Source organism: Bacillus coahuilensis m4-4 (assembly GCF_000171615.1).
In the GTDB taxonomy this organism is placed as follows: Bacteria; Bacillota; Bacilli; order Bacillales; family Bacillaceae_K; genus Bacillus_T; species Bacillus_T coahuilensis.
This window is the reverse complement of sequence record NZ_ABFU01000060.3, coordinates 37,692-56,609: the sequence shown is the minus strand read 5'-3', so window position 1 is coordinate 56,609 and position 18,918 is coordinate 37,692. Positions and strand designations below refer to the sequence as shown.

The window sequence follows — 18,918 nt, the reverse complement described above, 5'->3', positions numbered from 1 at the left end:
TCTTATGTTTCTTCCTATAGTATATACCCTCAATTAGGAATTTCAATATTATGCCCATAGCAGAGAGATTCTTTCCTATAGGTACATGCATAGGAATGTTTTTCAAAGCGATGAGTGTATCGATATAATGTGTATGGTGCTCCCTTTTTCTTAGATACCGTATAAAATACGATGGTGGGATGTCCCTCTTCGTAATAAAAATGTGGATACAATGTAGATGGAAATTCTTTGATGGGGTAAACGTGTAGAGATTGAAGGTACTCTTCAACTGAAGAATAGTCATCAGTGAATGGTAGAACTTGTTCATTCATGAACACTCTATATTCCCCTACTGCTCCAAATTCGTGTAAATGATGATACACCATAGCAGCATGAAGGAAGGATAGACTGGATCGATCTCCTTTTAGGCTATGCATATAGTCTTCTCTTTTACCATTTAGTTGAGCCACTACTTTACACATGCCAGCGTCACCAGATTGATGACTAACAGCCACTAGGGTATAGCCCATTTTTAGTTCTAGAGTATGATAAGCATAGACACACATTTCTGGATTGATCGTTTCCTGCTGTATGCTTGTAGGCTGTGAAGACGGAAAGACTCTATAGAGCATGCGACTAGGTTTTGTTGCATACACCGTAAACTCTTCCTTTAAGGACTCCCCTTTAACTTCACCCTGAAACACTTGAAGAATTTGATGAATAATTGAGTCTCTATAACCAGTAGCTTTTTGATTGATATTATAGTAATCACCTGTGTCAGGGTGTTTGATTCCTAAGGTTTTGGTCTCAACCCTATTTAATCGATCCAACCATTCTTTCTTAGAGTTATTTAGATTCATCGTATGGTTTTGTTTTTGAATACCCCAGGATAAAATAATCCAAGGATGCTTCCTTAACTCTTCATCAGTAGGCATATAATCTTCTAATTGAATGATCCCTCTAGTAATGAATCCTTCAAATTGACCAAGAACATATTCAACTTTATCACCTTCAAATGGAATTAAGTAATAAATATAAAATCGTCCATTCAAAGGGGTATTGCCATACATGCTTTTCACTAATTGCTCCATTCTTTTGACTGAGCTACTTTTTGATAGTGAAGCCATTATCACCTCTCCTAGTAGAGGAGGTGAATCCGTGGAAAATCTTGAATATTTCGGATAAAGCATTAAACAACTTCCTATGCTTTCACTACTATCCCCCCATTGTAAAAAGGTTTCTATTCGGTATACCATTCTTCCCCTTAATAATATACGACTTACTAACTTCCCTTCTGACATCCTTTCACTCCTTTTCAACTTTTAAGAAAATTATACTTCAAAAATATTCCAGTAGGAGTGTGTGTCGAAAAATATTTATGGTGTTGGAGGAATTGGATAACTTTACCGGTACTATACTCTTTACATAAAGACGGAAGAAGCGTAAAATTTTCCACTGAATAATAATAAACAGTATATAAAATGATTAAAAGGGGTCTTTCTTTGAATACTCAAACATGGCTTTCATTTCGTTTTTTTGCCATTTTCTTCACTTGGGGAATATTTGTGCCTTTTTGGACTTCATGGTTAGTTACAAATAAAGGATTATCCGTAACCACAGTAAGCACAATAATGGCAGTTGGAATGATGGCTAGAGCATTATCAAGTTTTCTTGTTTTCCGAAACTTAGCCAAAAATGGACACTTTCTTCTATATTAAATGGAGTAACACTCTCTAGTGTTTTGGCACTACTATTATTTATTCCATTTCAAAACGTAGGGCTATTAATTCTCTTTATGGTCTTGCTTAACCTAATTTATCCTTTACTGCTTCCTTTAGTGGAAAGTATGGGAGCCATGATGGCTAAAGATGAAGGAATTTCATATGGAGCCAGTCGTGCATGGGGAAGTCTTGGATATACTGCCGCCCTACTTGTTGTAGGTTGGGTAATTTCTCTTTGGAATGAGGATGCTATATTCTATCTTATTCTCGTAGGTCTTGTTGGAATTTTGTTCATGGGAATACAAAAAAGTCCTGCTTCTATTAAAGCTCCAAGAAAGCAAGAGAGGCTTTCATTTCGTGAACTTCTTCAATCTAAACGCTTTATTTATGGTCTTTTAGCGGTTGTGATTATACAAGGAAGTCATGCTGCTTACTATAATTACGGAGTCTTGTATTTAAAAGATTTAAATGTTAGTAGTGGTTCTATTGGACTTTTCTTAAATGTAGCGGTAATTGCAGAAATTATTTTTTTCAGATACGCAGACAAAATAGTAGGAAATGTGTCAAGTAGTTGGACAATTGGTGCAGCTGGTCTGTTAGCAATGGTGAGATGGGGACTTTTATTTTTTATTCCCTAGTACAGCCATTTTCTTAGGTAGTCAATTTTTACACGCAGGATCATTCGCCCTTGCACACTTTGGATTTATGAGGTTAATGTACTCTGAACTGAAATCAGATCTTGTCCCTTCTGCTCAGGGAGTCTATACCTCACTAATTGGATTATTAACTGCGGTATGTACGTTTGCCGGTGGGCTATTATATGATATTGCTCCAACTTTTGCATTCCTTGGAATGGTGCTATTCGTCATTCCGAGTTTATATCTGTCATTCGTTGTGTTAGCTAAATATGAAAAAGCACCCATTTTTTCTAAAGAGCAGCTTTAAACAGCTGTTCTTTTTCTTTACCCTCCTCCTATAAAACTTTAAACCTTTTATCAGACATTTATTGGTATAATAAATTTGATACTAAGACACATAGGAGGTCACAATGAAACAGCGTATCCTAACAGCCATTGTCCTAGCTACCTTTCTTATTTTAGGAGCTTGCGGAAAAGAGCAAGAGGAAGAAGTAAAATCAAAAGCCTTAACTTTTTTAAAGGTCGCTGAAGATGCAGCGAAAGATGTTGACGCAGAAATAAGCTTCGCAGAAAGAAAAATACAATATGGTGATGAAGCATTTTCCCTTCCAGACCAAACTGTATTAGAGGATGCCACCGACGATTTGCGTATAGCTTTTGAAAAAATATCTTCATTAGATGAAAAGTGGAAAACAGAGAATAACATTGATTCAAGAATCGCTCACATTGAGGAAAGATTAGATAGATTCCATACTTTTGAAGAAATTATTGAATTAGGGAATTTAACTACACAACAACTAGTGGTTGTGGAGAATATACTACTAACTGACCCTCTATCGTTAAGACTCCAAGACGAAGCATCTATTTTAATAGAAGGTAACGCGTCTTTAATAGAACAAATAGAAGAATATGAGGATAACAGTCTAGAAAAATATGTAACAACATACATAACAAAAAATACAAGAGCGTGTAATAGAGGATACTCTGTCTACTATTCAATTTCATAAAACATTGGAAGAATTAGAAGGGCTTTCAAGTGAGGATTCATCCACACTTGAAAAACTTGAAGGAGAACTTGAAAATATACTAGTATCCCTATCATCTGAAGAGTTAAAAGAACAACTAAGTGCAGAAAAAGAACGACGTCTTCTTGCTGTTACTCCATTAGACGTAGTGGATGTGGAGGAAGTGGAAGCAGAAGAAGAGGCTACCGTTTCTGCTCCGGTTACTACTTCTCCGCAATCTCCTGTAAGTGGGGGGACTGAATCAGAAGAAGAGCAAGAAGAAGAACTAGAACCGGTTGAACCCGTTACCCCAACTGAGCCAGAGCCTGCAGAACCTGAGATACCACAGGAGCCAGGAACTGATGAGGGTGACGAGGAAGATGATAGTGAAGAAGACGATAACGAAGAGGAAGATGATGTTGAACCTGAAGATCCAGGTCCTACATTAGGGTATGATGCCTTTTCGTGAGTCGCTTTTCATTCATTTTTATGAAACCGCAGAATTTAAAAAGAGGTAAACTTTTAATAGGTTGGTATATCGATACTCGTGCAGGATGTAGTCTGCACGGGTTTTTTGTTTAAAATGGTACTGTTGGATTGACGCCGTTTGTATGATTGAGATGTTTTCCATTAGGATGAGCGCATAGATTACTCATTCTTTTCTTTCCTTGCATTGTTTTTGATCTCGTGTGCGTCTGTTTGGCCAATCCTTGCGTCTGCCTACTTGCTTTTTGTCGTTTTTTTACTCGTTTGCTGGCTATCCTGCTTTGTTTTTGACCTCTTCTGCGCCTGTTTAGCCCATTCTCGCGCCTTTTTCGTATACCCCTGCGCCTGACTACTTCCTTCTCACGCGTCCCCTTCTTCCCTCTCCCTATCCTGCTCGTACTTACAATCTAACATTTGCATATCTTTTATTCTTGTGCACTTTATGCGCTACGCAAGTTCCCTCTATTTAAATAAGGCGGGGGCTAATCTATCATTTCTCTCACAAGGTGATCGTTCCAGAAATAGAATAGTACGAACAGAATGAACACTGTGGAGGAAGAGGTGAGAAAGATAGATTCTTTATTTAACTCAATTACTGGAAAGACGGTCATTATTACAGGTGGTGCAAGAGGTCTAGGTCTTCACATGTCCTCAGCTTTTGCAGAAATGGGAGCCAATGTCGTTATATGCTCTCGAAATAAAGAGCTCTGTGACAAGGTTAGTGAAGCCATCTATCATAAAGGTGGTAGTGCAAGGGGGATGTTTTGTGACGTTTCCAATAAGGGTAGTATCGATCAAGTAATAAAGGAAACCGTTGAAGAATTCGGAACCATTGATGTCCTTATTAATAATAGTGGTACATCGTGGATTGCTCCGTTTGATCAATATCCAGAGGATAAATGGGATAAAGTGATGAACGTTAACGTAAAAGGTACCTTCCTATTTTCACAAGGTGTGGCAAGCATCATGAAGAAACAAGGTGGAGGTAAGATTATTAACCTTTCTAGTATTACAGGCTTTGGTGGCTCACACACCGATACACTGAACGCACCTGCGTATAACACAAGTAAGGGGGCGATTATGACGTTAACGAAAGAGCTTGCCGTTAAGCTTGCTCCCTTTAATATACAAGTAAACGCCATTGCTCCTGGATTATTTCCGACAAAGATGACCAAGGCGTTTGATTCCGTTCAGGATGAAATCTTAAAGGGCATTCCGGCTGGACGATTTGGTGAAGAAAAGGATATTCAAGGAGCTGCCTTGTTCCTGGCATCAGACTATGCCAACTACATTACGGGGCATGTTCTCGTGTTAGACGGTGGTATGACAGCATCTATTTAAAAAACGAAAGGAGAGCTTTTAATGACAGACTCTCAATTTGATGAATTTTATAAACAGTTAAAAAAAGTAGGCTCAACTGGCGAGGCGTTAGTAAATGATTGGGTCAAAACGGTTTTGGATAACGGTGAACTAGCAAAGCTATTAAATCTTTCAAGCAATGAAGCCGCTAAGTGGGTTGACAAGTTGAAAGAAAAAACAGAGGAATTTTCTATTCCACTAAACATACCTACAAAGGAAGACATCACTCGCACCCTACGGTTATTAAAGCAGGTAGAAGATAAGGTAGACTGGCTAATTGAGCAGTTAGAGATTCCAAAACAAGAAACTAGTGAAAGTGAAATGACCGAACCACTGAAGAAGCATCTAAAAAATGCGGACAAGCTCGCTAGGCTGCAGCTACTTCTTGATATTTGGAAAATTCCCGGGAAGAAACCTGATGCAGAATAAAGAAAAGGAGCGCTGGAGTAACTTTGTTCACGCACTTGCTACTAAAAAGTCTGTTACCATCCAACCAACACCTAGACAATCCGTTTGGAAATGGAATAAATCCACGCTTTGGTATTACCCGGCAAAGAAGAAAAAGTATGGGGTACCACTATTCCTAGTGTACTCTCTCATTAATCAACCTTTTGTGCTCGATCTTCAAAAAGGAAGAAGTTTGATAGAATCCCTTGTGACGAATGGATTTGATGTGTACCTACTTGATTTTGGCATACCAGCGTATGAGGATCGAAACGATTCGTTAGATGATTATATAGGTTTAATTGGAAAAGGGGTAAGAAAGGCCTTACGTCATTCAAATAGTCCTGAAATTTCTATTATAGGATTCTGCCTTGGTGGCACCTTAGCAGCCATTTATGCAAGCATCGCAAAAGAGCCGATTCGAAATCTAATCCTATCCGTGACTCCAGTAGATTTTTTCAACCCACATATTATCCTACTCTCACTAAGCTACTTAGACAAGATGAAATAGATTTCTCTCCTATACTAAGATCACTCGGGCTAATCCCAGCAGACTTTGTAGAAGCTGGCATGAGACTTATCACTTCTCCGTTCTACTACAGCCCCTATTTATCTTTACTAGCTAAAGCGGACTCTCCCAAATATGTTGAGAGCTGGAAAGCATTTAACACGTGGTCAAAGGGACATATTCCGATCAGCGGACGGGTAGTGGAAGAATTAATAAAGATGGTGAAGGATAACAGCTTAATCAAGGGTGAACTCCTTGTTCAAAATCAAAAAGTAGACTTAGCTGCTGTAACAGCAAACCTATTAGTAGTCGCTAGTGAATTGGATGCGCTTGTGCCCTATCGTCAGGTCGAGCCTATCATGAATAAAGTTAGCAGCCATGATAAACGATTCGTCCTACATCCCGGTGGGCACGCCCTTTCTCTTGTATCGAGTAACGGTACGTTACCAGACTATTTAAAAGACTGGCTTCCTTGTCGATCAACTCCTCTCACAAAGGAGGATGTCACATGACGGATTTAACACTATTATGTAGAGATTATTGGGGCTTTGCTGGATTTGTGTTTAGAGGTTGTTTTATTGAAGAAAATAATTTGTAATTCTCGCTATGGTTAAGTCTATTAGTATGTTATGGTCCCTTTTGAAGGGGCCATATTTATTTATGAATACAAATACAGTAAAGATCATTTAGGCAATCAGCACTTCTCTAAATAGAATTACAAAGTAACTTTTGGAATTTGGAAAGGTTTTTCTTGAAATAAAGGATTCCCACCTAAAATGAAATATGATTGAGTAGTATTTACTGAAAATACATTTGTCCATTACAGGAGTACATAACATGAAATCATTAGGTCTTTTACCCCGTATAATTGCCGCTATCCTACTAGGTATTCTAGTAGGTTCCATACCACCCCATGCGTTAATTCGAGTATTTGTTACGTTTACTAGCCTGTTTGGTGCTTTTCTTGGTTTTTCCATTCCCTTGATCATTATTGGGTTTATCGCTCCTGGAATAGGAAGAATGGGAAAGGGTGCTGGTAAGTTATTAGTCGTCACAACTGGGCTCTCATATAGCTCTACTGTTATTTTAGGTCTACCCCATCAATTGGTATTTGCCCGTAAGGTATGTGTAATTGCTCGTAACGTGTTGAATTTTGCCCGTATAGGCTAAAAATTGCCCGTAAGTACGTCGAATTTGCCCATATCCTTAGTGAATTTGCCCATAAATTAGTTTATTCTTGGGCATTTTAAATTCGCTCCTATTGATTCTAGGTAAACTATCATTTAGGCCATTTCGTCATAACGGAATGGCTTAATCTTTTGCTATAACCTATACATTTCTATCCCAATCCCTTTAATTCCTGACGGTTTGTGGTAAAATATAGCCGTACATATACTACCTTTTATAAAGGAGCTTGAATAATGGAAAAAACATTGATTTTTGGACATAAAAACCCTGACACAGATACAATCTGTTCAGCTATTGCGTACGCAGCATTAAAGACTGCCATTGGTGAAGAAGTAGAAGCAGTTCGCCTTGGGGAAGTAAATGGTGAAACACAGTACGCGCTTGATACATTCGGAGCAGAGGTCCCGCGCTTAATCGGAAATGTTGCCGCAGAAGCACAATCCGTGATACTAGTGGACCATAATGAATTCCAACAAAGTGCAGATGGAATTGAAGAAGTGAGCATTAAAGAAGTAATTGACCACCACCGAATTGCTAATTTCCAAACATCTGACCCTCTTTACTATCGTGCAGAGCCAGTTGGCTGTACAGCAACGATTTTAAATAAGCTATTTAAAGAGCATGGTGTGGACATCACGAAAAACGTCGCAGGCTTAATGTTATCTGCGATTATTTCTGACTCCTTATTATTTAAATCACCAACATGCACACAGCAGGACATGGATGCAGCAGCAGAATTAGCTAAAATTGCTGGAGTAGACCCTGCTGTATACGGTCTTGAAATGCTAAAAGCAGGAGCTGACCTAAGTGGTAAAACAACTCCTGAGCTACTCACAGTGGATGCAAAGGAATTCACAATGGGAGCAGCGAAGGTTGAGATTAACCAAATCAACGCAATTGACCCGATGGATATACTTTCACGTCAAGCTGATTTAGAAGCAGAAATCCGCAAAGTAGTAGCAGATAAAGGGCTAGCTCTTTATTTACTAGTTGTTACGGATATTTTGAATTCTGATTCGGTCGCATTAGCGATTGGACCTAAAGCGGATGTCGTGGAAAGAGCTTACGGCGTAACCCTTGATAACAACACAGCATTATTAAAAGGTGTTGTGTCCCGTAAAAAACAAATCGTTCCTGTGTTAACAGAAGCATTTTAATTGGAAAGAGTGCACGCATGAGATAGCGTGCACTCTTTTTGTTAGTCGGAGCTGTTATTGGGGCGATTCCTCATGAAATGGGTAGTATGGTTTCCGCTTGTAAAAGAGCAACTCCCCCCACCGTCCCAATCTTCATTAAACAGACAAACTATGGCTCTTATGAAAAATTCTTGTCCACGAACCTACCAGCGAATAGACCCCAACATACACCATAAATCCTGCCGTATTACACATTAAATCTTCCCACTCTAAACTGCCGCTTTTCGTAAGCTCTTGGTAAAATTCCACAAACACGGAAAATAGAAAAAATAGGCAAAGTGAAAGGCAAACAGACAGAATGGTCGTTCTACTTCCTACCAAAAAATATAAAATATGCTTCGTGATAATATAAAAAACAAGGCCAATGACTCCAAAAATGAGAAAATGAAGCTCTTTATCAGTTAGTGGCGTCGTTTGATCTGCTAATTTCAGGATAGAATCATGAGCATCCTGAAGGGAAGGGATTTTTGTCATATTCATTACTCCTTTTTACCAGTCATCATAGGCAAAAAAAGTACGAAGCATACAAACGGTTTGAGCGGATTTTATTTTACGGGCAATTTGGTGGGGGTTATGGGCAAATTATGGGGATTACGGGCAATTAAATGACCGTTATGGGCAAATTAATAAGAATACGGGCAATCTCCACTCACTTATGGGCAAATCAGCAAACTCCATCGCCCCGCTCCCCTCTCTGAAAGGCTTGAATCTCCCTACATCATTCGGTACACTCAGTCTAGTCAGAACAAAAGGAGCGAAAACTCACATGAACACATTTGTAGATAAAATCTTTCCCTATTTATTTAGCGAAGAGCCACCTCTTCAACGATTTGCTTTTCAAGCGCTAAACGAAACATTCTTATTACACCCTCACGCAACCTTGCGCATTATAGAGGAAAGCGAAGGGAGAACATCCAGCATTATTGGGTTTTTAGGAGAAGTAGCTGTGGATGAAGCAGTTTTACTTGAACTTTTAAAAAAAGTAGAGACTACCTCAGGCGAAGCTCAACAGCCCTATGCCGCACTGATGAAATATGCGAGTACATCCCTTTTAGTAAACTATCAAGATAACGTAAGGCCATATTTTACAGAAGAGGGGTTTGCACATATTATCGATCTAGCTAAGGAGAAAGATACCGAAAAGATTCTTCAACGTATTGCCGATAATTATGAGCGCTTAGAGGACCCAGATATCCCATTTGAAGAGAGTTTTGATTATGGAAAACGATTGATCGTTTCATTGATTGAGCGAGGAGACTATTCAACAGAACAAATTCAACAAGCGGTGTCTGAGGTGCTTGCGTCCGAAGAAGCACTTGACTATCCGGAAGTATTTTATGCGTATGCTGCAGGTGTTGTACGCGATGAACAGATGATTCCACAATTAGTGGGTATATTATCTAGGCAAGGAGAGGAGTTGGCGCAGCAAGAAGCCATGCACGCCTTAATTAAAATTGGTTCGGATGAGGTAGTTGACGCTGTCGCTCCTCTTGTTTTAGAAGAAGGAGATTTCTCGGTAGAGGTGTTAACAAAAATAAAAACGAAGAGGTCAAGAGATGTCTTGTACGAAAAATTTATTGCTTGTGAAGATCCTACGTTAAAGACCATTCTTGCCGACTCTCTGTGCCAACAATTAGCGGTTGAAGGAATCGATGATATTATTTTGTTTATGGAAGAAGGATATGATACAGGGATGTTGTTACTAGAGGAATCTGTCTACGGCTGCTGTGTAGTTTGCGAGGTAGAGCATGAGAAGATGAGTGATTGGAAGGTCACCATTGAAAGTACTAGTATGTAAAAGAAGGTCCCCCTCGCCAATAGAAGGGGGACCTTTCTTATTCCTCTCGGTACTCCCATAGCATTCGCCATTCCCCGTTTTCTTTTAGCACATAACAGGTTTGGCTCACCGTAATGACACCAAAAAGAGTTTTATTATAGGTTAGTTGCACAGGAACCTCTACGACTTCTGCGGCTACAACATCCGTATCTGGCATCTTCCATTCCTCGAGTGGCGTTGACTCCCCTACCCATAAATCAAATGTAGTCGAGCCCATTTCATGCATGAATACATGGGCTTTTCGTTCGATGTAGGTATCTTTCTTCATCTTTTCCTGCATATAAGGATGAAACATCTCCCATGAACTACCGAAATCACCGATCTGTTCAAACTCATAGAAGGTTTGAACAAAATCCTCTGGCTTCTCCTCCTCGTTAGGAGAACCTATACTCATGAATAGAACGAACAGAAGTAGTCCTACTCCCACAACAGCTGCAACAATGACTGGGGAACGGTTTCGATTCAATCCCTCACCCCTTTAACTTATCTGTATAGTTAGAAGATATGAGGACAACTTCTTTAATATTCTACTATGACGACGATTACTATTAAATTAAGCTATTTATAACCATTTACGTTTTGAAATTTTATGTGGAACTTCACGAATTAAGCTTTCTCCCTTTAAAAGAAGATAGGCATTTTCCTTTAGTAAAAAGAGAGCTTCTTTCCCTGCGCGCTTTTGAATGAGTTCGAATGCAGGCTGGAGAGGATTATTTCTTCCTTTTACATCTCCATCTTCTGAAGAAGCAACTAGGTGGATTAAGTTGGCTTGAAGCATCTCCATTACTTTTTTTCTTGAAGGTCTTCCCGTTATTTCCTAGAATGCTCTCAGCTGAAATCTGGGCTAACGCTCCATTTTTCACTAATTGATACAAGCGATTGGGATTTTGAATAAACTCTACATTCCGTTCAGGATTTAGAATAACCGGTGAATATCCTGCTAATTGGATTTCATATATAAGACGCTCCGCATACGCAGGCACAGTCGCGCGATGAAATTCCATAAACAAGTAAGGTTGAGACACAAAGGCTTGGATATCTTCCGTTGATTCACCGTAAACACTTAAATCTTGTTCTGGAAGTATATGCACACTCAAATCGTGGGATTCAAGCAGTTTATTTACTTCTTCTACCCTCGCTTTCTTTTTTTCTCGTTCTTTTACTAGTAAGCCAGTTTTGGCTTTTTCTGAAAAAAGATTGTCGTTTTTCCCGCTTTCAACTCTTCCTTCAGTTCTTCAAAGGTTTGCTCTATAGTAGGTGTCACTCCATCGTATTCCAATATCATATGTATTCATCCCCTTTTTTGTTCGCTATCAAGAACAATATAATTCTATTATAGAAATATTTTCAATAATATGCCAATATAACCGTTCTACAAATAGAACGGTTTTTCGACAGATACTGGAAATTCAACTTTTCAAGAATTGGGGTTGGGAGAAGAAAATTTCACCTTATTTCTCATACAGTTCAATGGGAAGTCCATCTGGGTCTTGAAAGAAAACAAATCGTTTCGTTGTATAGGGATCCCTTCGTATTTCCTCTGTTTCAATGCCAGCTGATTGAATATACTGAACCGCTTGTACCACATCATCCACAGAAAAAGCCAAATGTCGTAACCCAGCCGCTTCAGGTCGAGTAGGTCTCTTTTTGGGATCAGGGAATGAGAATAGTTCAATTTGGTAGACCCCGCCCACTCGGAGGTCTAGTTTGTAGGAATCTCTTTCCTGACGGTAAACCTCTTGTACAATTTCTAATCCTAATAGCTCTGTATAAAACTTTTTCGATCTTTCGTAATCAGAGCATATAATCGCTACATGGTGAATGCCTCTTATCTTCATGAATCTTGTCCCCCCTTATAAAAATTAGCCCTTATATATAAGGGCTAGTTGGAAATACGTTTATGTTTTCTTTTATTATGATACATGGCTTGATCTGCTTGAATAAATAGCTTCTCCATTTTACCTTTAGAGGATGGAAGATAGGAAAAACCAACAGACATATGAAGCATAGCATGAGTTGTGGATGTTAATCCATTACACTGTTCGTTTAATTTATCACTGTATTCTTGAACTTCTTGGTAGGAGGCTTCCTCTAGCAAGACGGCAAACTCATCTCCTCCCATACGGGCTACTGTGCCTCGAGTTCCTACTGTATTTAGTAAAATCTCTCCTGCTTTCTGAATGAGCTCATCCCCTGCTTTATGCCCTAAAGAATCGTTCACTAGCTTTAAATCATCTAAATCTGTCACAATGATTCCAACTGGCAGGTCACACACCACATCTAGCCTTTCTAATTCCTGCTCGAAGTAAGTCCGATTATAGAGATTCGTTAAGGCATCATGATGAAGTCGATACTCCAAATCCTGTTGGAGCATTCGTTGCTCCGTGATATCTCGTAATATACCTTGAAGTGCAACCAGTTTTCCATTTTTATAGATGGGCGTGGTTCTTTCCTCGAACCATGTGTAGGTGCCAGACTTATTTAATACCCTGTACGAGTTTGGCTTCGAATAATCAAAGTCCCCTGACATCTTCCGTTTGAAATCTATCAGATCTTCCGGATGGATTCTATTTAAATAGTATACCCCGTTCTTTTCTAACCTTTCACCTTCCTTTTCCCCAAGTAGCTTTGTTAAAGAAGGGACAACATATCGAAAGTGAACGGTAGGTGTTAACTCAACGTAGTAAATAATATCATTTATATTTTCTACCAATTCTAAAAACGTTTACCATTTTGCTCTTTTACATGTTCTCTGTGCTTTTTAAAAAATCTATTAAATAAAAGGCAACCTAGAATACCTGTAACGATACCTGCTGCAAAACCTTTCATCTCATCTGTTCATCCTTTCATACTCTCCGTCCATGGAAGCCTAAATAATCATACCATAGACCTATTGAAAAATATGTCGGATTGTGTAGATGAATGTGCTCTATTGTCAATTTATTAAACATGCCTAAACAGTAGCCGTGACCTAAGCCTTTATACAAACATATCCCTTAATTTGAAATCCGTAACGTTTTAGCATACGAACACTTACATTACGAAGAAGAGAATCAGAAACAATAATAACGACCTCTCTTGTAGGGATTTCTTTATAATAGCGCTTTAGATAGGCATGTGGGATGTGAAGAGATCCTTTCGTCGTCTCCTTCACTGCATTATAATCACGAACATCAAGTACCGTATATTCTTTAGAATAGGCTTCAATGTCCGGAATTCGTTTTAATCCGGATACAGGAAAGTGCCGATTGTAAACAACTCTCCCCATCACTACTATCAAGACAAGTCCAATCCACCACACCATAATATCCCCCTTCAGCTTTGTTTCATTTATCTTTGAGATTTTTATATACCCTTATAGGTATTATAATAATACGCTTATGAGTTTCATTCAATCTCTTCGCTTACCGCGAAAAAAAATTCCCGCTACAAAGTATGTAGCGGGGTTAATAGAATGCCGTTAGCTTAAAAGGGGTATTACAATTCAATTGAAGACTAATGTTCAGATGGCAAATCTTCGCCAAATGGTACGACCGGTGGATGTCCTAGAGCGACTTGTCCATGTGATAGAGATAGTAAAAATGCTAAAGTAATACTCGTCAAGACTGCTACCATTTTTCGCTTCATCAACAATCCTCCTCCCTTCATTAATCTAGTATCATCTTACTTAATAGCTAGTAAACTATAAATGTTGGTAAACAGGCAAAATCGCTCGTTACAACTATTGTTTCTATTCTTTTAGTTGAATTTCTACTGCTTTCGACCGATGATATTCCTATACGAATATCATCTCAAAAGTTTGGAGGTAAAAGAAATGAACCAGCCTGACTTTTCACAAATTGGCCAAGTGATTCGCGAACTGAGAGAAGCTTTAGGACTACATCAACAAGACTTATGCAAGGGAATTTGCACGCAATCTCAACTAAGTAAGATAGAGAATGGAATATCACTGCCTCAGAGTACAACTCTTTATATGATTTCTAAACGATTAGGCATTGATGTCAATACACTATTTGAATATACGACTACTTCCCGAATGGACTATGTCTTAGAAGTAGAAGCCTTAATAAGAGGCTATGTAAGAAAAAAGGATTACAAAAGTATTCGAGAAGTTGTCTTACGTGAAAAGCAAAGTCCCATTTTTTACAAAAATCATTATAATCTGCAACTCTTGCTCTGGCATGAAGCCATCTCTATCTACTATGTTGATCAAGACTCAGAGCGTAGCCTAATGGTATTAGATGAGGCGCTAAATCTTACTAGGAGCACGTCTAGCTACTACAATGAGAGAGAACTAGCAGTGATTAATAGTATGGCTGTTATTCACTTTGAAAGTGGAAATTACGAAGAGGCCGTTGAAATTTACCGTGAAGCCCTGACAGCGATTTCTCAAGTTCCTAAGGATCTCTATTCAGATAAAATTAGAATTCGTCTTTACTATAATCTAGCCAAGACATTGTTTCGATTAGAAAACTACTCAGGCTCCATAGAAATATGTCAAAAAGCCGTTTGTTTATGTATTAGGGATGAAACTTTCTATTTATTAGGGGAGTTAAATTACTATATAGGATTTAATTATGTGAAATTAGAAAATAATCTTTTGGCAAAGGAATATTTAGAAAAAGCCAAAGGTATCTTTGTTCTTACCGAAAACCATGACTATATAACTTATGTAGATCAACTAGTAAAATAATTTCTTTTATAATGAAGGAAAGAACGTATAGTATTTGACTGAAGAATAATAGTCTTCTTTTCCTTACCTCTGGGAATTATTGAAAAAATCAAATTTTTAATACAATTATGCCTTTATATGTGCTAAACTAACTTCTGTCGAAATTTGCTATTAGTTTTGTTGAATCAGGAGGATTTATGAACAAGACACTTTCTAACAATGAAATCATTGTCATTGGCTCCATGCTATTTGCCCTATTTTTAGGTGCTGGAAATATGATCTTTCCACCAGCTCTCGGACAGCTTGCTGGAGAAAATATATGGCCTGCTGTGATAGGATTTTTAATTACAGGCGTAGGACTTCCTTTTCTAGGAATTGTAGCGATTGCCTTATCCGTAAGCGATATTCAAAGTATTAGTAAGAGAGTTCATCCTTTATTTGGTCTGATTTTTCCGATTATTTTGTATTTAACCATCGGACCTTTCTTTGGCATTCCACGCACGGCGACAGTCGCCTATGAAATAGGTGTTAGTCCCTTTATCTCTGGAGTGAACGACAACATCGTCTTGTTTATTTACACCCTTCTTTTCTTTGGGGGGAGCTTCTGGTTATCCTTGAATCCAAGTAAGCTCGTTGACCGTATCGGAAAGCTGTTAACCCCAGTGCTCTTACTGGTCTTAGCAAGCTTAGGACTAGCCGCATGGTTAAAGCCAATGGGAGATCTACAACAACCTCAAGGGGAGTATATAGAAGGTGCATTTTTCAAAGGTTTTCTAGAAGGATACTTAACCCTTGATACATTAGGAGCTCTTGCATTTGGTATTGTCATCCTATCTTCTATTACTGACCGTGGAGTAACATCCCGTTCAGAAATTATGAAGATTTGTTTAAAAGCGGGTGTCATTGCTGCTGTAGGGTTAGTGATTGTGTATATAACACTAGCCTTTATTGGGGCCACGAGTGTACAGGAAATTGGGTATTGGGATAATGGTGGTGCTATATTATCTCGAGCTGCCACTAGCCTGTTAGGGTATGCGGGAGGTGCTATTTTAGCCATTGCCATTACTTTCGCTTGTCTAACCACTAGTGTAGGATTAATTTCAGCATGTGGTAACTTTTTATCCAAGGTGTTTCCTGGTGTAAGTTACAAAGTGACCATTGCGATTATAACACTCTTCAGTGCAGCCATCGCAAATGTTGGCTTAGCTCAATTAATTACGGTCTCCATTCCATTACTTTTTGCTATTTATCCTATTGCGATTGTATTGATCTTATTGTCATTTCTTGATTATTCGGTTGGACTTTCATCTACCGTTTATCAGTGTAGCTTGTGGGCTACTGCTATTATTGGAATAACAGATGGGCTGAAAGCGGCCAATGTACCTCTTGGAGCACTTCAATCACTACTAGCCTATATCCCTTTATACTCCATTGGATTAGGATGGGTGGTACCTGCCTTTGTTGCAGCGATCGTTGGGTTCGGCCTTACAGTCATAGTACGCCGCTAAAAGGAATGGAGTTTGATCAGAATGGAATAGAAGAGCAGAGTCTAAGTAATGACTCTGCTCTTTTTGTTCGCTCCTCTTATGTTCTTCCTTCATTCTCTGCCCACATCTTCTGAATCACGTCTTCCGGTACTGCCCTACTGTAAAAATAGCCTTGTCCGATTAGACAGCCATTGGCTAAAAGAAAATCCCTTTGCTCCTTCTTTTCAATTCCCTCAGCAATAACTAAAAAGCCCATGTTTTGCCCCATATCAATAATGGCTTTAGCAATACTGCTAGGGTTGCGATCACAGAGTCCACCGATATCATCAACAAAGGACTTATCAATTTTGATTTTATCAATAGGTAAATGCTTTAGATAGCTTAAAGAGGAGTACCCTTTACCGAAATCGTCAATGGAAATAGTCACACCTAACTCTTTCAGTTCAGAAAGAACCCGAATAGACTCTTCCACGTTTTGCATTATACTTTCGGTAATTTCTAGCTCTAAAAGACAGGAATCTCCCTGATATTGATTGAACTTATTTTCCACACTCCTCACAAAGCTTCGCTCTTGAAGTTGTCGAACAGATACGTTTACCGCTACTCGCGGATAAGAAATTCCTTGCGCCTTCCACTTTTTCTGATCCATTAACACTCTTTCAATGACCCATTCCCCAATGGGAATAATAAGACCTGTCTCTTCCGCTAACGGAATAAATTCACCAGGAGACACCATTCCGAACTGCGGATGATGCCACCTAAGAAGGGCTTCAACTGCCGTAATTTTCTCAGATTGCATATCATATTGCGGCTGGTAATAGACTGAGAGTTCATCTAGCTTGATAGCCTTTCTAAGTTCTGCTTCTAGCTTCATTTTTCTTGTTGTCAGCTTATTTAACGATGGATTAAAGAACTGAAAATTATTTTTCCCTTGATCCTTTGCTAAGTACATCGCTGTATCTGCATGCTTGATTAACGTTTCCTGCTCCTCTCCATCCATTGGATAGACACTAATACCAATACTTGTCGTCACAAAAAAATCTTCGTCCATGATTGTAAATGGCTTAGCAAAGCTTTTAATCAGTTGATTAGCTGTATGTTCAATGGCTTCCGTTGAGGTATTCTCCAGCAGTAGTAAGAATTCATCTCCACCTTGGCGAGACACTACCCCCGACTCTTTCACAACATCTGTTAACCTTCTGGCCACTAGTTGTAATAGACGATCTCCAATAGAATGCCCTTTTGTATCATTAATGACCTTAAAGCGGTCAAGGTCCAAGAAGAGAACCGCTAGCTTCTCTTCTGGATTTTCATTCAACCTTTTATCCACATGCTCTTTAAACATATTCCGATTGGGAAGTCCCGTTAGAGCATCATAGTAGGCCATATATTGAATCGTTTCATCGGCTTTCTTTCGCTCTGTAATATCTCTTCCTATAACCATCCTCGCTTCTTTCCCTTTGTAAACGATGGTCATAACAGACATCTCTAAGTCCAGCTTCCCGCCATCGGCTTTCACAACCTTAATTTCAAAGTGTTGATGATCATTCTTGTTTTTATCAAGTTCAATTAAATGCTCTTGTATTTCCCCCAGATATTCTGCTGCAACAAAAGGACGTATACGCTTTCCAATAAGGTCTTCCACTCCTTCATATCCAAGAAGTCGACTTCCTGATTCATTTAAATAGATAAACGTCCAATCTCTAATCACAGCAATAAAATCTGGAGACATTTCCACAAGACCTCTGTACTGATCCTCCCCTTCTTTTTGATCTGTCACATCAAAAAGAACACTCGTGAAATCAATAAAGTTTCCCCGTTCATCAAATGAAGGGATACCGCTGTCTTGTATCCAGCGTAAATCACCATCTTTGTGAAAAATACGATATATACTTGTCACTGACTTTTGCTCTTTCAGCTTTTCCCCACGTTCCTCTAGTACAGGAACATCCAGTGGATGAACAACTTTTCGCCAAAGATCGTGATCGTCGTAAAATTCATTTAAGGAATATCCATAGAGCTTTTCAATCCCCGGAGTAATCATAAGAGTATTCGTTCTCAGGTCATGAGACCAAATAGCCACATCAAGGAAGTCAAAAATACTATTTAATCGCTGATGGCTCTGATTTAACTCTTTCGTTTGTTTGCGCACATAAATCAATAGAATCATTAATGTTATAACAGGGATAGTATTAAGAAGCATATGAGCAATCGAAAACCCAAGATGATTGTTAGAATGTTTAGAAAATAAAAGTTGGTCGAATAGTTCTACTATAATGATGACAATGATTAGCGTAACCCACGTTCGTTGCATTTGTAACATGTTGACCCCTCACAATACTATCTTGCTATATTTACCATTGTAGCGTTTTCATCCACAAAAATTAAAGCTTTTGAAT

The 18,918-nt window shown here is 38.8% G+C and carries 23 protein-coding genes and 2 pseudogenes; 13 read left to right on the top strand and 12 right to left on the bottom strand.

What is annotated here, in order from left to right; all coding sequences use genetic code 11:
- Positions 1 to 29 precede the first annotated feature (29 nt).
- Together M44_RS15585 and M44_RS25575 are read right to left on the bottom strand one after the other, a co-directional pair.
- Complete coding sequence (locus M44_RS15585; protein ID WP_153007730.1) at positions 30 to 1,106, bottom strand: hypothetical protein; 1,077 nt, start codon at positions 1,104 to 1,106, stop codon at positions 30 to 32.
- 383 nt (positions 1,107 to 1,489) lie between these two features.
- Complete coding sequence (locus M44_RS25575; protein ID WP_010175070.1) at positions 1,490 to 1,672, bottom strand: hypothetical protein; 183 nt, start codon at positions 1,670 to 1,672, stop codon at positions 1,490 to 1,492.
- A 48-nt stretch (positions 1,673 to 1,720) separates the two neighbouring features.
- Here M44_RS25575 and M44_RS25570 point away from each other — a divergent pair, with 48 nt between their 5' ends.
- The 10 genes and pseudogenes from M44_RS25570 to M44_RS15540 all read left to right on the top strand — a co-directional run bounded on the left by M44_RS25570 (position 1,721) and on the right by M44_RS15540 (position 8,484).
- Positions 1,721 to 2,338 (top strand): MFS transporter, encoded by a 618-nt coding sequence (locus tag M44_RS25570; protein WP_010175068.1) that lies wholly within the window; start codon positions 1,721 to 1,723, stop codon positions 2,336 to 2,338.
- A gap of 76 nt (positions 2,339 to 2,414) precedes the next feature.
- The gene (locus M44_RS25565; RefSeq protein ID WP_010175066.1) at positions 2,415 to 2,645 is read left to right on the top strand and encodes a hypothetical protein; all 231 of its coding nucleotides are present in this window, start codon (positions 2,415 to 2,417) and stop codon (positions 2,643 to 2,645) included.
- 103 nt (positions 2,646 to 2,748) lie between these two features.
- Positions 2,749 to 3,345, top strand: coding sequence for a hypothetical protein (locus M44_RS15575; RefSeq protein WP_010175065.1), 597 nt, complete (start codon positions 2,749 to 2,751; stop codon positions 3,343 to 3,345).
- A gap of 4 nt (positions 3,346 to 3,349) precedes the next feature.
- Positions 3,350 to 3,811 carry a hypothetical protein gene (locus M44_RS15570; RefSeq protein WP_010175064.1) on the top strand — a complete coding sequence of 154 codons (462 nt, stop codon included), beginning with the start codon at positions 3,350 to 3,352 and terminating at the stop codon, positions 3,809 to 3,811.
- A gap of 578 nt (positions 3,812 to 4,389) precedes the next feature.
- Positions 4,390 to 5,169, top strand: a complete 780-nt coding sequence (locus M44_RS15565) for a glucose 1-dehydrogenase (protein WP_010175062.1) — start codon at positions 4,390 to 4,392, stop codon at positions 5,167 to 5,169.
- A gap of 21 nt (positions 5,170 to 5,190) precedes the next feature.
- Entirely contained in the window at positions 5,191 to 5,616 is a 426-nt protein-coding gene (locus M44_RS15560; RefSeq protein ID WP_010175061.1) for a hypothetical protein, read from the top strand.
- A complete protein-coding gene (locus tag M44_RS25560; RefSeq protein ID WP_010175059.1) occupies positions 5,606 to 6,142 on the top strand; it encodes an alpha/beta fold hydrolase in 537 nt (178 codons plus the stop codon). The genes M44_RS15560 and M44_RS25560 overlap by 11 nt, the downstream gene beginning before the upstream one ends.
- A 59-nt stretch (positions 6,143 to 6,201) precedes the next feature.
- Positions 6,202 to 6,651 (top strand): hypothetical protein, encoded by a 450-nt coding sequence (locus M44_RS25555; protein WP_010175056.1) that lies wholly within the window; start codon positions 6,202 to 6,204, stop codon positions 6,649 to 6,651.
- A 325-nt stretch (positions 6,652 to 6,976) separates the two neighbouring features.
- Positions 6,977 to 7,234: pseudogene (locus M44_RS15545) on the top strand (cation:dicarboxylate symporter family transporter); the annotation flags it as partial.
- Positions 7,235 to 7,560: 326 nt separating this feature from the next.
- Positions 7,561 to 8,484 (top strand): manganese-dependent inorganic pyrophosphatase, encoded by a 924-nt coding sequence (locus tag M44_RS15540; protein WP_010175052.1) that lies wholly within the window; start codon positions 7,561 to 7,563, stop codon positions 8,482 to 8,484.
- A 135-nt stretch (positions 8,485 to 8,619) separates the two neighbouring features.
- Here the strand turns inward: M44_RS15540 and M44_RS15535 are convergent, their stop codons facing one another.
- The gene (locus M44_RS15535; RefSeq protein ID WP_010175051.1) at positions 8,620 to 8,997 is read right to left on the bottom strand and encodes a VanZ family protein; all 378 of its coding nucleotides are present in this window, start codon (positions 8,995 to 8,997) and stop codon (positions 8,620 to 8,622) included.
- Positions 8,998 to 9,289: 292 nt separating this feature from the next.
- Here M44_RS15535 and M44_RS15530 point away from each other — a divergent pair, with 292 nt between their 5' ends.
- Complete coding sequence (locus M44_RS15530; RefSeq protein WP_010175049.1) at positions 9,290 to 10,321, top strand: HEAT repeat domain-containing protein; 1,032 nt, start codon at positions 9,290 to 9,292, stop codon at positions 10,319 to 10,321.
- 37 nt (positions 10,322 to 10,358) lie between these two features.
- On the opposite strand, the gene M44_RS15525 is transcribed toward M44_RS15530, so the two are convergent.
- From M44_RS15525 to M44_RS29090, 8 genes and pseudogenes are all read right to left on the bottom strand, one after another.
- A complete protein-coding gene (locus M44_RS15525; protein WP_010175046.1) occupies positions 10,359 to 10,826 on the bottom strand; it encodes a hypothetical protein in 468 nt (155 codons plus the stop codon).
- A gap of 96 nt (positions 10,827 to 10,922) precedes the next feature.
- Entirely contained in the window at positions 10,923 to 11,144 is a 222-nt protein-coding gene (locus tag M44_RS28435) for a capsular polysaccharide biosynthesis protein (protein WP_010175044.1), read from the bottom strand.
- Positions 11,071 to 11,505 (bottom strand): annotated as a pseudogene (locus tag M44_RS30035) (CpsB/CapC family capsule biosynthesis tyrosine phosphatase); the annotation flags it as partial. The pseudogene M44_RS30035 and the gene M44_RS28435, both read right to left, overlap by 74 nt.
- Before the next feature lie 17 nt (positions 11,506 to 11,522).
- Positions 11,523 to 11,645, bottom strand: coding sequence for a hypothetical protein (locus tag M44_RS29095; protein ID WP_010175041.1), 123 nt, complete (start codon positions 11,643 to 11,645; stop codon positions 11,523 to 11,525).
- Positions 11,646 to 11,811: 166 nt separating this feature from the next.
- On the bottom strand, positions 11,812 to 12,198 hold the full coding sequence (gene gloA2, locus M44_RS15510) for an SMU1112c/YaeR family gloxylase I-like metalloprotein (protein ID WP_010175039.1): 387 nt from the start codon (positions 12,196 to 12,198) through the stop codon (positions 11,812 to 11,814).
- A gap of 44 nt (positions 12,199 to 12,242) precedes the next feature.
- The gene (locus M44_RS23730; RefSeq protein ID WP_010175037.1) at positions 12,243 to 13,073 is read right to left on the bottom strand and encodes a sensor domain-containing diguanylate cyclase; all 831 of its coding nucleotides are present in this window, start codon (positions 13,071 to 13,073) and stop codon (positions 12,243 to 12,245) included.
- 258 nt (positions 13,074 to 13,331) lie between these two features.
- Complete coding sequence (locus M44_RS15495) at positions 13,332 to 13,664, bottom strand: rhodanese-like domain-containing protein (RefSeq protein WP_010175034.1); 333 nt, start codon at positions 13,662 to 13,664, stop codon at positions 13,332 to 13,334.
- A gap of 191 nt (positions 13,665 to 13,855) precedes the next feature.
- Positions 13,856 to 13,987: a hypothetical protein gene (locus M44_RS29090; RefSeq protein ID WP_010175033.1), complete on the bottom strand. Its 132-nt coding sequence runs from the start codon at positions 13,985 to 13,987 to the stop codon at positions 13,856 to 13,858.
- Between the two features lie 187 nt (positions 13,988 to 14,174).
- Here M44_RS29090 and M44_RS15485 point away from each other — a divergent pair, with 187 nt between their 5' ends.
- Both M44_RS15485 and brnQ read left to right on the top strand, forming a co-directional pair.
- The gene (locus tag M44_RS15485) at positions 14,175 to 15,053 is read left to right on the top strand and encodes a helix-turn-helix domain-containing protein (protein WP_010175032.1); all 879 of its coding nucleotides are present in this window, start codon (positions 14,175 to 14,177) and stop codon (positions 15,051 to 15,053) included.
- A 176-nt stretch (positions 15,054 to 15,229) separates the two neighbouring features.
- Positions 15,230 to 16,540 carry a branched-chain amino acid transport system II carrier protein gene (gene brnQ / locus M44_RS15480; protein ID WP_010175031.1) on the top strand — a complete coding sequence of 437 codons (1,311 nt, stop codon included), beginning with the start codon at positions 15,230 to 15,232 and terminating at the stop codon, positions 16,538 to 16,540.
- Between the two features lie 76 nt (positions 16,541 to 16,616).
- Here the strand turns inward: brnQ and M44_RS15475 are convergent, their stop codons facing one another.
- The gene (locus M44_RS15475) at positions 16,617 to 18,842 is read right to left on the bottom strand and encodes a sensor domain-containing protein (RefSeq protein WP_010175030.1); all 2,226 of its coding nucleotides are present in this window, start codon (positions 18,840 to 18,842) and stop codon (positions 16,617 to 16,619) included.
- Positions 18,843 to 18,918 lie beyond the last annotated feature (76 nt).